The sequence below is a fragment of the Kitasatospora sp. RG8 genome, assembly GCF_017813315.1.
Taxonomy (GTDB): Bacteria; Actinomycetota; Actinomycetes; order Streptomycetales; family Streptomycetaceae; genus Kitasatospora.
Genome location: NZ_JAGIYX010000025.1, coordinates 136909 through 152676, shown reverse-complemented (window position 1 = coordinate 152676; position 15768 = coordinate 136909). Strand labels below are relative to the sequence as shown.

The 15768-nt window shown below is 73.4% G+C and carries 10 protein-coding genes and 1 pseudogene; 1 reads left to right on the top strand and 10 read right to left on the bottom strand.

Annotated elements, in window-relative coordinates; genetic code table 11:
- The 10 genes and pseudogenes from J5Y04_RS30240 to J5Y04_RS30195 form a co-directional block, all read right to left on the bottom strand.
- Nucleotides 1-2440: pseudogene (locus tag J5Y04_RS30240) on the bottom strand (hypothetical protein); the annotation flags it as partial.
- Between the two features lie 319 nt (nt 2441-2759).
- On the bottom strand, nt 2760-3353 hold the full coding sequence (locus tag J5Y04_RS30235) for a hypothetical protein (RefSeq protein ID WP_209415572.1): 594 nt from the start codon (nt 3351-3353) through the stop codon (nt 2760-2762).
- Nucleotides 3354-3471: 118 nt separating this feature from the next.
- Entirely contained in the window at nt 3472-4527 is a 1056-nt protein-coding gene (locus J5Y04_RS30230; RefSeq protein WP_209415571.1) for a substrate-binding domain-containing protein, read from the bottom strand.
- Between the two features lie 321 nt (nt 4528-4848).
- A complete protein-coding gene (locus J5Y04_RS30225) occupies nt 4849-5256 on the bottom strand; it encodes a hypothetical protein (RefSeq protein WP_209415570.1) in 408 nt (135 codons plus the stop codon).
- Nucleotides 5243-5596 carry a hypothetical protein gene (locus J5Y04_RS30220; RefSeq protein ID WP_374106141.1) on the bottom strand — a complete coding sequence of 118 codons (354 nt, stop codon included), beginning with the start codon at nt 5594-5596 and terminating at the stop codon, nt 5243-5245. Before J5Y04_RS30220 ends, J5Y04_RS30225 begins: the two co-directional genes overlap by 14 nt.
- Before the next feature lie 390 nt (nt 5597-5986).
- Complete coding sequence (locus J5Y04_RS30215) at nt 5987-7819, bottom strand: GAF domain-containing protein (RefSeq protein WP_209415568.1); 1833 nt, start codon at nt 7817-7819, stop codon at nt 5987-5989.
- 73 nt (nt 7820-7892) lie between these two features.
- Nucleotides 7893-11426 carry a thiol reductant ABC exporter subunit CydD gene (gene cydD / locus J5Y04_RS30210; protein WP_209415567.1) on the bottom strand — a complete coding sequence of 1178 codons (3534 nt, stop codon included), beginning with the start codon at nt 11424-11426 and terminating at the stop codon, nt 7893-7895.
- A gap of 4 nt (nt 11427-11430) precedes the next feature.
- Nucleotides 11431-12456, bottom strand: a complete 1026-nt coding sequence (cydB, locus tag J5Y04_RS30205; RefSeq protein WP_209415566.1) for a cytochrome d ubiquinol oxidase subunit II — start codon at nt 12454-12456, stop codon at nt 11431-11433.
- Nucleotides 12457-12518: 62 nt separating this feature from the next.
- Entirely contained in the window at nt 12519-14063 is a 1545-nt protein-coding gene (locus tag J5Y04_RS30200) for a cytochrome ubiquinol oxidase subunit I (RefSeq protein ID WP_209415565.1), read from the bottom strand.
- 305 nt (nt 14064-14368) lie between these two features.
- Complete coding sequence (locus tag J5Y04_RS30195; protein ID WP_148643729.1) at nt 14369-14752, bottom strand: VOC family protein; 384 nt, start codon at nt 14750-14752, stop codon at nt 14369-14371.
- 156 nt (nt 14753-14908) lie between these two features.
- On the opposite strand from J5Y04_RS30195, the gene J5Y04_RS30190 reads away from it, so the two are divergent.
- Nucleotides 14909-15724, top strand: coding sequence for a nucleotidyltransferase domain-containing protein (locus J5Y04_RS30190; protein WP_209415588.1), 816 nt, complete (start codon nt 14909-14911; stop codon nt 15722-15724).
- Nucleotides 15725-15768 lie beyond the last annotated feature (44 nt).

Genomic DNA, 15768 nt, shown 5'->3' with positions numbered 1-15768 from the left:
GGGCCGGGGTGCCGGCCGCCACGGGGGCGGCGGCGAGCGGACCGCCGGACGGGCCGGCCGTGGGCTTGGCACCGGCTGCCGGGCCGCCCGCCGCGGGGGCGGCGCCGCCGGCCGCACCGGAGGTTCCGGCCGAGGCGCCGAGGTCACCCGAGGTACCGGATCCGCCGGTCCCGGAGCCGGAGCCCGAGCCCGTGCCGGAGCTGGAGCCGGAGCCCGAGTCCGACCCGCCGGTGGCGGCTCCGGACGTACCGCCGCCGTCGACGGGAGTCGTCCCGCCGGCCGCGCCGCCGGAGTCGACGGGCGTGGCCGCGCCCCCCGAGGTGGCACCGCCGGTGGTCCCGCCCTCACCGCCGGCCGGGGGTCCGGGCGGCGGCACCTGGTTGCCGGGCAGCTTGCCGTCCTGGGCCTCGACGTGCGTCGCGGCGTCCTGGGCCTGCTGGCGCTGGGCGCTGGTCAGGCTGAGGAAGCCCGGTGCGAGCTTGCCGGGGGAGGTGCCGTAGACCTGGCCGCCGTCGGTGACCGTCCGCAGGAAGCGCGCGATCGCGGCGGCCTTCCCGGTGGCGACGCCCGAGGTGGGCACCATCGCGTACTGGACGGTGGTGAGCGGGTAGGCCTGCCGGTCGCGGGAGAACTCGGTGCCGGAGGCGCCGTAGGGGAGCTCCTGCGTCCCGGTGACGGCGTCGACCGGCATGTCGGCCAGCGCCGACTGGAAGCCCGCGGCGGTCGGCGGCACGTACTCGCCGGCCGGGTTCAGCAGCGCCGCCTCCGGCAGCGAGTACGCCTTGGCCTGGCCGGAGTCCATGATCGCGAACAGGGTGCGGACGCCGCGCTCCATCGGCGGGCAGGCGTCGTGGCCGCCGACCCCGTTGATGTCGGTGTTGACGCAGGTCGGCTGGTTCTGGAGGGTCTTGCGGGAGACCCCGACCAGGCCGTCGGCGCCGATCGGGTTCCACTCGAACTGCTTCCAGTGCTGGAGCACCTCGCCGGCCTTCGGGTCGGTCACCCCGGAGTCGTCCTGGCGCTGGAGCGAGTCGACCGGGTAGCCGCCGAACTTCGGCCGCTGGTAGACGGTGTTGACGTGCATGCCCCAGGGGTCGGCCTCGCCGTCCAGGAACCGCGCGGCGTCCGGGTCAGCGGCGATCCAGGAGGTCAGCTGGTAGGTGAGGTCGGTGGTGCTGCCGACGACGATCGGCAGGAACCGGGAGCAGGTCTCCGGCCAGTGGATGCCGTTCTCCGGCGTCTCCGGGTTCAGCTTCAGGAACTCCGGGTCCCGCAGGAAGCAGGTCGGGTTGCCCTCCACCGTGGGGATCGCCAGACCGGGGGACGCGTAGGACTGGGTCAGCAGTTTGGCGACCAGCCGGGCGTTGAGCCTGAGGTCCCGGATCTGCCGGCCGGTCTTCTGGTCGTCGACGACGTAGACGACGGAGATGCCCGAGGTGGCCAGCGGGGAGTAGACGTGGCGCCGGGCGGGGGGCGAGCGGTCCGGCCTCGCCGTCAGTGCGACGTCGGGCCCGCTGCCGGAGAGGAAGGAGGTCCGGGCCTGCGGCTCGCCGCCGCCCAGGGTGTACTGCACGGTCATCGGGTCCTCGCCCAGGCACAGGCCCGAACGCCACTGCTGCATGGCCCGGTTGGCCATCTCCAGGCCGGCCAGCCTGAACGCCGCGGCCTGGGCCTTGCAGTCGCCCGGGGTGGGCGCGAAGGAGAGCGGGACGACGACGTGGTTGCCCCAGGCGCACTGCTCGCCCACGAGGTGCTTGAAGGAGGGGCCCGGGTTGTCGTTGGTCTGGAAGGTGACGGTGTAGTCCGTCGCCGTGTTGGTGAAGTAGTCGACGTCGGTGGTGTGGTCGCCGCAGTCGGCCGCGCCGTTGCGGATGCTGTACACGTCCGCCGGGTCGCCGCCGTAGTTCGGTTCGACGACCAGCGAGCAGGCGTGAGTGGCGTCGCAGCCGAGCGACGGGCTCTGCTGGGCCGTCCAGACCTCGATGTTGGCGACGCCGGAGCCGTCCGGACCGGTCGGCGCGAGGGCCATGTTCGACTGGAAGTCCGGCTGGGTGGTCCCGGCCGGCGGGGCCGTCTGCTCGAAGCCCGCGGCCGGATCGGCGTTGTAGAGCGTGGTGCCGTAGCAGTCGGTGATCTTCGGCTGGGTGCCCCGGCACTGGTAGACCCGCACCGCGTAGGCGATGGACGCGCTCCCCTTCGGGACGACCGTGGCGGGGGTGCCGGTGACGAAGTTGACCGTCGGGGTGAAGCCGCTCCACGAGACCTGGAGCACCTGGTTGACGAGGTCGGCCGTCTGGGAGACCGTGACGCTGCCCTCGGGGCCGTACGTCCCCGTCTCGGGCTGCCAGACCTTGGGCCCCGGGACCGTCGTGGGGGCCGCCGCCTTCGCCTCGGGAAGTGCGCCGATCGCGACCGGAACGGTGCCGACTGCCGTCACCACGGCCCAGACGATGGCCAGCGCCGGTAGTCGACGGCGCCACCACCCCGGTGTTCGGGGTTCGGGCGGGCGGATTCTCATCGGGCACCTCCGTACGGTCCCGCGCCGGGCACTGCGCGGCGCGGAGGATGGATCAGGCTGCGAGCGGCCGGCGATTCCGGTGCGCATCCATTCGGCCAGCCGGAGGTGGCCGGATTCGGTCGGCCTGATGTACGAGGGCCCAACGCGACAACTCTGTAACGGAGTTGGGAACTCCGAAACGAACGACGTGGGCCCGCGCTGCGGCGCGGGCCCACGGAAACACCCCGGAACCGTCAGGAGGTCAGCTACCGGTGGTGAAGGTCAGCGAGAACGAGCCGATCGACTGGCCGGCCTTGAAGAAGGAGGTGTTCAGCTTGGCGTCCACGTACTGCGCGCCCTCGGCGTCCACCTGGAGGTCGGCGGCGGCCAGGGTCTGGGTGGCCCCCACCCGGTTCACCGTGGTGGCGCCGGCCGGGTCCAGCAGCGCCACCGGGGCGGTGCCGTCCACCGGCACACCGGTGAGCTGCCAGGTGTCGGCGCTGAACGCGAGCTGCTTGAAGACGGCGCTCTTGCCGGTGAAGACGTTGATGAAGAGCAGGCCGCCGCCGAGCTGCACGTTCCCGTAGTACGCCGGGAGGTTGACCGAGCCGCCGGCCACCGGGAAGGCCGCCGAGAAGCCGGCGGTGCCGTCGTAGGACGGGGTCGCCGACGGGAGCGGGATGACCACCAGGCCGTTGACGGCGGAGTCCTTCAGGAAGGTGGTGTTCTCGTGCACCACCGCGCTGCCGGTCGGGGCCGCCGGGGCGGTGTCGGCGACGGCGACACCGCTCGCACCGGTCACGGCGAGGGCCACGGCGGCACCGGCGGCGGCGAGGCGGGCGCGGTTACGGGACATGCTGAACTCCTTGGGAGAGGTGAGGGGTTGTGCGAGGCGGAACACCGGCCCGAGGGCCGGACCGGGCCCGGCGGCCGGGGGGGTTCGGCACCCCCGGCCGCCGGTCACTGACGGGAGGTCAGCTGTTGTTCTGGATGGTGCTGCCGCAGGCGGCACCCGGGAGGGGCAGGAAGCCGTAGCTCTTGATGTCGTTGGTGCCGTTCTTGCAGATCCAGCCGTTGGTGCTGGCCGGGCCGAAGATGTTGCGGAGCGCGGTGCCGTGGGCGTCCGTCGCGGTCCACTCGGCCTGGCGGACCACGTTGTAGACCACGCGGCCGTACGCGGTGGCCGCGAAGGCCGGCGAGAGGGTGTTGGTGGCAGTGAGCGGCGAGACGCCGTCCACGCTGCGGATGGTCAGGGTGCCGGCCGCGTCACTGCCGCTGCTGTGACCGTTGAAGACCTGGCCGATGTAGTGCGCGACCGAGTACGGGAAGACGGAGGCCGCGTTGGTGAACACCGGGTCGGTGCCCTCGTTCTCCTGCGGGCCGGTCACGACGCAGCCGCCGAGGGCCGGGTTGCCGATCGCGGACAGGAAGAAGGACCGGGTGCCGGAGTTGGCCTGCGGCAGGTACGGCTTGATGGTGGTGCCGGCCGGGACGGCCGGGACCAGCGTGTGCCAGTCGGTGGTGGTGCACTCGTAGATGGCCTTGAGCTGCGCGGTGGTGAGGTTCGCCGGGGCGTAGCCGCCGGACGGGGCGGACCAGGAGACGGCGTCCTTGGCGAAGGCCACGAAGACGTCGGTGGTCGGGTCGCCGCCCGGGTTGGGCTTCGGACCGCGCGAGGAGCGGGCCACGTCGACCTGGCTGCCGGTCGCGTTCAGCGCGCTGATGCCGGCGCCCGAGCCGTTCGGACGCGGGATGGAGGTGGCGCCGGACTTCGGGGTGATGGTGGCGGAGCCGGTCGCGTCCCAGCTGTAGTAGCGCGGCGAGGTGGTGTCGCCGATGCTGGTCAGGTACGCGTTGTAGTCGGTCGAGAACTGGTTCGACACGGCCTGGGTCGTGTCGGAGCCGACGCTCACGATGTCCTGGGCGGCCGGGGTGACGGTCGGGTCGGCGAGCGCGGTACCGCTCGCGACGGTGGCGACCGAGGTGGCGATGGCGGCAACGGCGAGCAGCTTGGCAGCGGTCTTGCGCATGTTCCTGTTCCTCCGGTGGGAGAGACGTACATCGCTGTACCCGGGCCCTGGTCGGGGTTCCGGGGCCGGTGACCGCGTCCGCGGCGGCCGCTCCGGCAGAGCTGATCCTGGTGGGCGCGGCGGTTGCGCCGGAAGGGCCGTCGGCGGCGGCCGGCGATTGTCGACTCATCGGTTCGGACAGGTTTAACAACTGGTCAGCGCGGCCGCGGCGGGGTGGAAAGCCGCAGGTCGGGGGCCGGTGACGTTCTTCTCCAGGTGGCGGCCCGGGGGGTTGCCGGAAACCTGCGCTTCACCGGGGAGGGGGGTTTCGGGGTGCGCGGGTCACCAGGGCCGTCGGTCGCCCCGGCCGCCGCTGCGCAGCTCCCGGCCGATCCACCGGAGCCCGGAGAGGAAGCCCTCCACGCCGGCCTGGCACTGGTCGCGCCGGAGGTAGCCGCGGGCGCTGCGGGCGACCGGCCCGCCCTCGCCGGCGCCCGGCCGGGTACTGAGCAGCGGCAGGTGCGCGGTCCAGGCCCAGAGCCGGGCCTCGGACTGGCCGACGGTGCACCGCAGGGCGGCCCGCTCGATGACCAGTTCGCGGACGGCGTCGACGAGTTCGTCCTCGTCGCGGTAGGTCCGGACGCCGACGCCGAGCTGGCGGCCGTTGGCCGCGCGCAGGGCCCAGCCGACGCGGCGGTCGGGGGCGGGGACGATCAGCAGGCGCGGGCCGCGGCGCTCAGCGGGCGGCATCGGGCGCTCTCAACGGCTTGGGGGATCTGGACGCGCCGGAGGCCCTGGAGGTCTCGGCTACTCGTAACGGGCCGGCGGGATCGGGGAGTTCGAGTGCGGGATGCTTGGCCAGCAGCACCACGAACCGCCGGAAGGCGTTCTGGCAGGTCGCGTACCGCTCGTACGCGCGGCTGGAGCGCACCTCGGGGAGGCCGCGCGAACCGGGCACGACCCAGATCCAGCCGATGCCGTCCCGGACGTGGGTGATCCGGGCGACCAGGCCGTCGGCTCCGGCGCGTAAGCCGTCGAAGCCGCGCTCGGCCTCGGCGGCCGTCCGGTAGGCGGCCGGTGTGATCGCCACGACCCGGCCGTTGGGCGCCTTGAGTTGCCAGCGGTACCGGCCGTCCGGCGCCCGTTCGGCGCGGAAGCCCCCTCGACTTGCCCCTGCTGCGGTGTGACCGTGGCCTGACGCGTCCACTGCTCCCCCAGTCCGGTACCCCTCCGAGACGGGAGTAAAGCTATGTGTGCACACGAGCGGGCCGGAAGGGCGGCAAATGCACAACTTGCTCCGTTGGCCGGGAAGTTCTCCCTCGTTAAACTTTCACCGACTGCACACCAACTGCCCGTCTCGCCCCCCTCTCGCGCACAGCCCGTTCGAAGGCGAGCCACCCCCGGGACACCCCACGGCGGGCCCACGGCAGGCCCCGCAGACCGCCCCGCACCCAGGCCCGTCGCCCGCGGGCGGCGGTTCCTAGAGCCGGGCCGTCCAGCGGACCATCGTCCCCTTCCCGTACGGCCCGGGCTCGTGCCAGGCGTCCCCGCCGAGCACCTCGGCCCGCCGGGTGAGGTTGCGCAGGCCGCTGCGCCGGCCGCCGGCCGGGATCCCGACGCCGTCGTCGGTGACGGTGAGCAGCACCCCGGGCCGCCCGGCGCGGTCCAGCGACTCCGGATCGCCGCTCACCGGGTGCCCCTCGTCGTCCAGGTGCACGGTCGCGTCGACCTCCACGCCGACCCGCGAGGCCCGGGCGTGCCGGGCCGTGTTGGAGAGCATCTCCCGCAGGGCCGCCAGCAGTTGACGGCCGGTCTTCTCGCCGACCAGGCTCTCCACCGGGCCGGTGAAGGTCACCGAGGGCTTGAACCCGAGCGCCGCCGCGGCCTGGCTGCCCTCGCGCAGCACCCTGGTCCGCAGGGTGTCCGGCGCGTCGCCGTGGTTGTCGTGCTGGAGCGCGTAGATGGTGGTGCGGACCTCCTGGATGGTGGCGTCCAACTCGTCCACCGCTTTGCCGATGCCGGTCCTGACCTCGGGGACGACGGCCCGCCGGGCGGCGCTCTCCAGCATCATCCCGGTGGCGAACAGCCGCTGGATCACCAGGTCGTGGAGGTCGCGGGCGATCCGGTCGCGGTCCTGGAAGACGGCGAGCCGCTGCTGGTCCCGCTGGCCCTCGGCGAGCCGCAGCGCGAGCGCGGCCTGCGAGGCGAAGGTCTCGGCGAGCTGCTTCTCCGCCTCGGTGAACGGCAGCGCACCGCGCGGGCGCCAGACGCAGAGCCCGCCCAGCACCCGGCCGGCCGCGACCATCGGCACCGCCATCGACGGGCCGAAGTTGCGCGCCAGCCGCATCACCACGGTCGGGTCGCTGGACATGTCGTCCAGGTAGACGCTCTCACCCTGGAGGAGCCGGGAGGCGAAGCTGTCCTTCGGCAGCAGCTCGCCGCGGACGAACTCGGCGACCTCGCCGGAGGCGTGGGCCACCCGCATCTGCCCGTCGTCGTCGCCGTCCTCGGTCGGCAGCAGGATCATGCCGAGCGCGGCGTCCGCGAGCTCCCGGACCTGCTCGGCCGCGACGGTCAGCGCGACCTGCGCCTCGTCGGTGGAGAGCAGGGCGGTGGTGACGGCGGCCGCGCCCGCGATCCACCGCTCACGGCGCAGGCCCTCCTCGTAGAGCCGGGAGTTCTCGATCGCGACGCCCGCCGCCGCGGCGAGCGCGTGCACGACCTGCTCGTCCTCGGGGGTGAACGCGCCGCCGCCCTTCTTCTCGGTGAGGTAGAGGTTGCCGAACACCTCGTCCCGGATCCGGATCGGCTCGCCGAGGAAGGTCCGCATCCTCGGGTGGTGCGACGGGAACCCGGAGGAGCGCGGGTCGGCGCCGAGGTCGGTGAGGCGCAGCGGCTCGGGCCGGTCGATCAGCGCGCCGAGGATGCCGCGGCCGGCCGGCAGTTCGCCGATCGCGGCGGCGGTCGCGTCGTCGATCCCGACGTGGATGAAGTCCGCCAGGCCGTGGCCGCCGGGCGCGATCACCCCGAGCGCCGCGTACCGGGCGTCGACCAGTTCGGCGGCGCCGGTGGCGATCCGGTGCAGCGTGGCGTGCAGGTCGAGGCCGGAGCCGACCGAGACCACGGCCTCCAGCAGCCGCTGCATCCGGTCGGTGACGGCGGCGGCCGACTGGAGACGTTCCGCCACCTCGGTGACCAGGGTGTCCAGCCCGAGCGAGGAGATCTCGGGCACCCGGTGGGGTGTCGGGTCCGGTCCCGGGGCCGGTGCCGGGCGGGACGCGGCGGCGTTGGGCAGGTCTGGCGTGGGGTCCATGGTGACGAGCGTAGTTTGTACGGTTTTCTGCCGAAGGGTCGCGCGACTTTCTGCCGAAGGGCGGCGCGATCCGTCAGCGCCCGGCCAGGCTCTCCTCCAGCGGCCCGCCGGCCTCCAGCAGCCCGTCCGCCTCCAGCTCGCGCTCCCGCATCGCCCGCAGCCGGCCGCCGGGCAGGGCGACCAGCTCCGACCAGGTGCCGCGCTCGGCCACCCGGCCCCCGTCCAGCACCAGCACCTCGTCGACGGTGGTGCCGTCCAGGCCGGCCAGCCGGTGGGTGATCAGCACGGTGGTCCGGCCGGCCGTGGCGGCCAACAGGTCGGCGGTGAGCGCGTCGGCGGTGGGCAGGTCGAGGTGCTCGGCGGGCTCGTCCAGGACCAGCACCGGGAAGTCGGCCAGCAGCGCGCGGGCGAGCGCGAGCCGTTGGCGCTGGCCGCCGGAGAGCCGCGCGCCGTGCTCGCCGACCATGGTGTCGAGTCCGGCCGGGAGGGTGTCGGTCCAGTCGAGCAGCCGGGCGGCGGCCAACGCCGCGCGCAGTTCGTCCTCGGTGGCGGCGGGCCGGGCGAGGCGCAGGTTCTCCCGGAGCGAGCTGTCGAAGACGTGGGCGTCCTGGGCGCAGAGCCCGATCACCCGGCGGACGTCGTCCCCCGCCAGCTCTCGGCTGTCCACAGCCTGTGGACAGCCGACGGCGAGCGTGACACTGCCCGCCGTCTGGTCCAGGAACCGCAGCAGCGCGTGGGCCAGCGTGGTCTTGCCGGAGCCGGACGGGCCGACCACGGCGATCCGGCGGCCGGGCGCCAGGTCGAGGTCGACGCCGGCCAGCGCGTCCACCGTCTGCCCGGGGTGCCGGACGGTCAGCCCGCGCACCGCGACCGGCAGCGGCCGGTCGGGCAGGGCGGCGGGGTGCTCCGGCTCGGCGACCACGGCGGGCGCGTCCAGCACCTCGGCCAGCCGGGCCGCGGCGGCCCTGCTGCGCCGCCTGGCCTGCACGGCGAGCGGCATCCCGGTGACCGCCTCGAAGGCGGCCAGCGGGGTCAGCACCACCACCGCCAGGCAGACCGGCGCCAGCGCGCCGCCCTGCACGCCCTGGATGCCGACGGCGGCGGCGCCGGCCACGGTCAGCCCGGTGAGCAGCGCGATCAGCCCGGTGCCGAGCGCCGTGGTGGCGGCCGAGCGGGCGGCGAGACCGGTCAGCGCGGCGTCGGCGGAGCGGACGGCGGCCAGCCGGCCGGGCAGCGCACCGGCGACGGTCAGCTCGGCGGTCCCGGTGAGGGCGTCGACCACGGCGGTGGACAGCCGCCCGCGGGCCGGTGCCTGCCGTTGCTCGGCGCCGGCCGACCAGCGGGCGGCCAGCGCCGGGACCACGGCCCCGGCCAGCAGCAGTCCGAGGCCGAGCACCAGGCCGGCGGCCGGCAGGAAGGCGGCCATCGCGACGGTGGCGGCCAGCGACACCACGGCGGCGACGGCGGCCGGCAGCCGCCAGCGCAGGTAGTGGTCCTGGATCGCGTCGACGTCGGCGACCAGCCGGGAGAGCAGGTCGCCGCGCCGGAAAGCGGGCAGCCCGGCCGGGGCGAGCACGGTCAGCCGGCGGTGGACGGCGGCCCGGAGCGTGCCCAGGGTGCGCAGCACGGCGTCGTGCGAGACCAGCCGCTCGGCGTAGCGGAAGACGCTCCGGCCGATGCCGAAGGCGCGCACCGAGGTGACGGCCATCATCAGGTAGAGGACGGGCGGCATCTGGGAGGCGCGGGAGATGAGGTAGCCGGAGGTGGCCATCAGCGCGACGGCGCAGCCGAGGGCGAGTGCGCCGAGCAGCACGGAGAGCGCCAGCCGGGGCTTCACCGGCTCCGTCCCGGTCCCCTCCGCGCCGTCCGCCCCGCCGTCGTCCGCGACCGGCACCGGCCGGCCGCTGTGCGCGGGCACCGGCGGCCGGGGCCCGGCGGGCACCGCCGGCCCGGCCAGCCGGACCCGCCGGTCGGCGGCCGCCAGCAGCGCCGGCCGGTGGGCGACCAGCAGCACGGTGCGTGCCGGGTCGGCGGCCAGGGCCCGGACGGCGTCCACCACGGCGGCCTCCGACTCGCCGTCGAGGTGGGCGGTCGGCTCGTCCAGCAGCACCAGCGGCCGGTCCTCGGCGAGCAGCACCCGGGCGAGCGCCAGCCGCTGCCGCTGGCCGGCCGACAGTCCGGCGCCGTCCTCGCCCAGCCGGGTGGCGAGCCCCTGCGGCAGCCGCTGCACGAAGTCGAGCGCGTGCGCGGCCCGCAGCGCCGTCCGCAGCTCGTCCTCCCCGGCGTCCGGCCGGTAGAGCCGCAGGTTGTCGGCGACGGTGCCGGCGAACAGGTGCGGGTGCTGCGGCACCCAGGCGATCTGGCGGCGCCAGCTCTCCGGCTCCAGCCCGGCCAGGTCGTACGCCCGGCCGTCGGCGGCGGTGACCGTGACGGTGCCGGCGGCGGGTGCGGTGAGTCCGAGCAGGACGGCGAGCAGGGTGGACTTCCCGGCCCCGCTCGGTCCGGTGAGCGCGGTGGTCTCCCCAGGCCGGAGCATCAGGGCGGCGCCGTCCAGCGCGGGGGCCGTCCGGCCGGGGTGGCGCACGGTCAGGGCCTCGCAGGCGATCACGGCGCCGCCGAGGGCGGGCGCGGTGACGGTTCCCGCCGCCGGGAGCGGCGTCTCCAGCACCTGGAAGAGCTCGTCGGCCGCGGTGAGGCCCTCGACGCTGGAGTGGTAGAGCGCGCCGACCTGGCGGATCGGGAAGTACACCTCGGGGGCCAGGATCAGGATCAGCAGCCCGGTCTCCAGGTCGAGCGTGCCGTCCACCAGGCGGAAGCCGATGGAGACCGCGACCAGCGCCACCGAGAGGGTGGAGAGCAGCTCCAGTGCGAAGGAGGAGATGAAGGCGATCCGCAGGGTGCGCAGGGTGGCCCGGCGGTAGTCGGCGGTGATCCGGGCGATGCCGGCGGCCTGGGCGCGGGCCCGGTTGAACACCTTGAGGGTGGGTAGCCCGGCGACCACGTCCAGGAAGTGGTGCGAGAGCCGGGACAGGGTGGCCCACTGGCGGTCCATCCGGGCCTGGGTCGCCATGCCGATCAGCACCATGAAGAGCGGGATCAGCGGCAGCGTCCCGGCGATGATCGCGGCCGAGGCGAGGTCGACCCCGGCGATCCGCAGCAGCACGATCACCGGGACGACCACGGCGAGCGCCAGCTGCGGCAGGTAGCGGGCGAAGTAGTCGTCGAGCGCGTCGATGCCGCGGGTGGCGAGGGTGGTGAGCTCGCCGGTGCGCCGGCCCGCCAGGTAGGCGGGGCCGAGCGCGGTGGCGTGGTCGAGCAGCCGGCGCCGCAGGGTGGACTTCACCCGGGCGACGGACCGGTGCGCGGTGAGCTCGGTGAGCCAGCCGACCAGCCCCCGCCCGACCGCGGTGAGCGCCAGCAGCACCAGCGGGGTGGTCAGCTCGCCGAGCGTGGCCCGCTGCTGGAAGGCGCGGACCACGATCTCGGCGATCAGGCCCGCCTGGGCGACCACCAGGGCCGCGCCCACCGCGCCGAGGACCACCGATCCGGCGAGGAAGGCACGGGTGGTGCGGGCGTGTGCGAGCAGGCGGGGGTCGACCGGCTTCATGGCGTCAGGCCTGGTCGAGGGCGGCGGCCGGGTCGTGCCCGGGGATGTGCTGGACGCCGATGCGCCGGCGGAACACCCAGTACGTCCAGCCCTGGTAGAGCAGCACGAGCGGGGTGAAGACGGCGGCCACGATGGTCATCAGCTTCAGCGTGTACGGCGAGGAGGCCGCGTTGGTGACGGTCAGGCTCCAGTCGGCGTTCAGGGTGGACGGCATCACGTCCGGGAAGAGCGACAGGAAGAGCATCGCGACCGCGGCCACCACGGTCGCCCCGGAGAGGACGAACGCCCAGCCCTCGCGGGCCAGCCGGTTCGCGGCCAGCGCGCCGGCCAGGGCCAGCACCGCGACCACCAGCGCGGCCAGGCTCCAGCCGTTGCCGCTGTCGGCCTGGGTCCAGACCAGGAAGGCCGACGCCAGCACCGCCGTCACCAGGCCGAGCCGCAGGGCCATGGCCCGGGCCCGGTCCCGGATCCCGCCGACCGTCTTGAGCGCGGCGAACAGCGCGCCGTGGAAGGTGAAGAGGCTGAGCGTCACCAGGCCGCCGAGGAGGGCGTACGGGTTGAGGAGGTCCCAGAGGGTGCCGACGTAGTTCTTCTGCGCGTCGATGTCGACGCCGCGGACGATGTTGGCGAAGGCAACGCCCCAGAGGAAGGCCGGGAGCAGCGAGGTCCAGAAGATGGCCTCCTCCCAGTTCCGCTGCCAGCGCGGCTCCGGCCGCTTGGCCCGGTACTCGAAGGCGACGCCGCGGACGATCAGGCAGACCAGGATGACCAGCAGCGGGACGTAGAAGCCGCTGAACAACGTGGCGTACCAGTCCGGGAAGGCCGCGAAGGTGGCGCCGCCGGCGGTCAGCAGCCAGACCTCGTTGCCGTCCCAGACCGGGCCGATGGTGTTGATCAGGACGCGCCGCTCGGCGGTGTTGCGGGCCAGCGGCTTGGTCAGGATGCCGATGCCGAAGTCGAAGCCCTCAAGGAAGAAGTAGCCGGTCCACAGGACGGCGATCAGGACGAACCAGACGTCGTGGAGTTCCATGGTCAATCGGTCCTATCGATCCTCAGTAGTCCTCAGTGGTCCTCAGCGGGCGCCAGCGGGCGTCAGTAGGCGAAGGCGAGCGGCTTGTCGGCGTCGTCGTCCCGGGACGGGCCGCGCAGCGACGGGTCCTCGGCGGGCGGCTGCTCGGAGGTGACCGGGCCGGCCTTCGCGTACTTGACCAGCAGCCGGACCTCGATCACGGCGAGGATCGCGTAGAGCACGGTGAAGGTGGTCAGGGCGCCGATCTGCATGCCGACGCCGACGTTCGGCGAGACGGCGCTCGCGGTCGTCATCAGCCCGAAGACGGCCCACGGCTGGCGGCCCATCTCGGTGAAGATCCAGCCGAAGCTGTTGGCGATCAGCGGGAACCCCATGGTGAGGATGCCGATCCGCCAGCTCCACTTGGTGAGGAACGGGCCCAGCTCCCGCTTGGGGGTGAGCATCAGCCTGGGCACCTCGGTCTCGCCGGTGCGGAACTCCGGTGCCAGGAGGAACCGCTTCCTGGTGGTCCAGAGCCCGACCAGGCCGGCCACGAAGGAGGTCATCCCGAAGCCGATCATGAGGCGGAATCCCCAGTAGGTGACGAAGATGCTCGGGATGTAGTCCTTCGGGTTGCCGCCGTACTTGGCGGCCTCGGCGTTGGCCGTGTCGTTGATGCCGGGGACGGACGAGCTGAAGTCGCTGTTGGCGAGGAAGGAGAGTATCCCCGGGATCTCCAGCTCCACCGAGTTGTGGCCCTTGCCGACGTCGCCGACCGCGAAGACCGAGAAGGGCGCCGGCGCCTGCGTGTCCCAGAGGGCCTCGGCGGCGGCCATCTTCATCGGCTGCTGGCGGAACATCACCTTGGCGAGCGAGTCGCCGCTGAGCGCGGTGCCGAGGCCGAAGACGACGGCGAGGACGAGACCGAGGCGCAGCGAGGTCCGCATCACGGCGGTCTTCCTGGCGTCGGCGGTCCCGGGCCGGCGCTTGGCCTTCCAGAGGTGGAACGAGGCGATGCCGACCATGAAGGCCGCGCCGGTGAGGAAGGCCGCGGTCAGGGTGTGCAGCACGACGGTGACGGTGGTGTCCTGGAACAGCACCCGCGCGATGTCGGTGAGCTGCGCCTTGCCGGTGGCCGGGTCGATCGTGTACCCGGTCGGGTGCTGCATCCAGGAGTTGGCGGCCAGGATGAAGTAGGCGGAGAGCACGGTGCCGAGCGAGACCATCCACATGCAGGCGCAGTGCAGCTTCTTCGGCAGCTTGTCCCAGCCGAAGATCCAGAGCCCGATGAAGGTCGACTCGAAGAAGAAGGCGATCAGCGCCTCCATCGCGAGCGGGGCGCCGAAGACGTCACCGACGAACCGGGAGTAGTCCGACCAGTTCATGCCGAACTGGAACTCCTGGACGATGCCGGTGACCACGCCCATCGCGATGTTGATCAGGAAGAGCTTCCCCCAGAACTTGGTGGCGTGGAAGTACTTCTCCTTGTTCGTCCGCACCCAGGCGGTCTCCAGCCCGGCGACTATCGCGGCCAGGCTGATGGTGAGCGGGACGAAGAGGAAGTGGTAGACGGTGGTGATGCCGAATTGCCATCGCGCGATGGTCTCGTGAGCGATTGCCAGTTCCACGTCGCCCTCTCTCCAACCGACCTGTCACAGGTCACGTTCCGGACAAACTTCACAAACGTCATCTATAGCCGTAGACCACTGCTCAACGGCGCAAGCTTGTCCGCTTGTGAACGTGAACACGTTCACAAGGGCCAGTATCCATCATGCTTACGAGTGATTTGCAGGCGGGGTGGGTTTGACCGGCGGCGATGCCGTGCGCACAGTCTGCGAAGTCGTCCGGGGCTGCCACAACGAGCGGCCGGGCGAGTGCGGTGATGATCTTGGACGGTCCGGCGCTTGACAGGCGCCGGACCGTCCGCTTCGGCCTAGTGGCTGCCGTACGGGCGGGTGATGATCTCCAGCCCGTGGCCGGCCGGGTCGAGGAAGTACAGCCCCCGGCCGCCGTGGTGGTGGTTGATCTCGCCGGGCAGCTTCATGTGCGGGTCGGCGTAGTAGGCGATGCCGTCCGCCTCGATCCGGGCGAAGGCCGCGTCGAACTCCTCGTCCGAGACGAGGAACGCGTAGTGCTGCAGGACGATCGACTCCGCCGGAACCGTCGCGAAGTCGAGGGTGACGCCGTTGTCCGTGGCCACCGGGACGAACGGCCCCCACTGGGCCCCGACCTCAAGGCCGAGGACTCCCGCCAGGAACTCGGCGGACTCCCGGTTGTCCCGGGCGTGGACGATCGTGTGGTTGAACTGGACTGCCATGGTTCGAATGCCTCCGTAAGGCACTCACGGGCTACCTCCATGCCTCACCCGGACGGTGACCGACACGCGATGCCGTACCCCGATCCTAGAACCGCCCCCCGGCTCCCCCGCAAGGGTGTCTTCCGGCCTGTGCCAGACTCCCTCTCCATGCGGACGATGCAGACGATCATCGAGTCGATGGCCGGGCGGCTGGCCGGGGTACCGGGCGTCGTCGGGGTGGCGCTGGGCGGCAGCCGGGCCCGCGGGGAGCACCGGCCGGAGTCCGACTGGGACCTCGGTGTCTACTACCGCGGCGCCCTCGACCTCGACGCCCTGCGCGAGCTCGCCGGCCCCCGCTTCGAGGTGGCCGGCCCCGGCGAATGGGGGCCGTGGGTCAACGGCGGGGCCTGGCTGGAGATCGACGGGGTGGCGGTGGACTGGATCCTGCGCGACCTCGACCGGGTCGGACGGGTCTGGGCGGACTGCCGGGCCGGCCGCTACGAGGTCGGCATGCAGGCCGGGCACCCGCTGGGGTTCTGGTCGCCCTGCTACCCGGGCGAGTTGGCGCTCGGCCGCATCCTGGCCGACCCGGACGGCGAGCTCTCCTCGCTCCGGACCGCGCTGGCCGACTATCCCGAACCCCTGCGGGCCGCGCTGACGGCGAGCACCTGGGAGGCGGAGTTCCTGCTCGCCGGCGCCGCCAAGGGCGCGGCCCGGGCGGACACGCTGTACGTCGCGCTCTGCCTCTCGCGCGCCGTCGGCATCCTCGTCCAGGCCCTGCACGCCGATGCCCGCCGCTGGTGCCTCAACGAGAAGGGCGCCTTCGACGTCGCCGCGGGCCTGCCGGCCGCCCCGGCCGGCTTCGGGCCGCGCGCCCGCCGGCTGCTCGCCGCACCGGGGGACACCCGGGAGGAGCTGGCGGCCACCGTCGCGGACGCCCGCACCCTGGTCGCCGAGACCGTCGCCGCGCTCCGCGCCTCGGCGTCGGCGTAGCGGGGGGCGGCAGGCGGCGACGGCAGGCGGTAGGCGGCGACGGC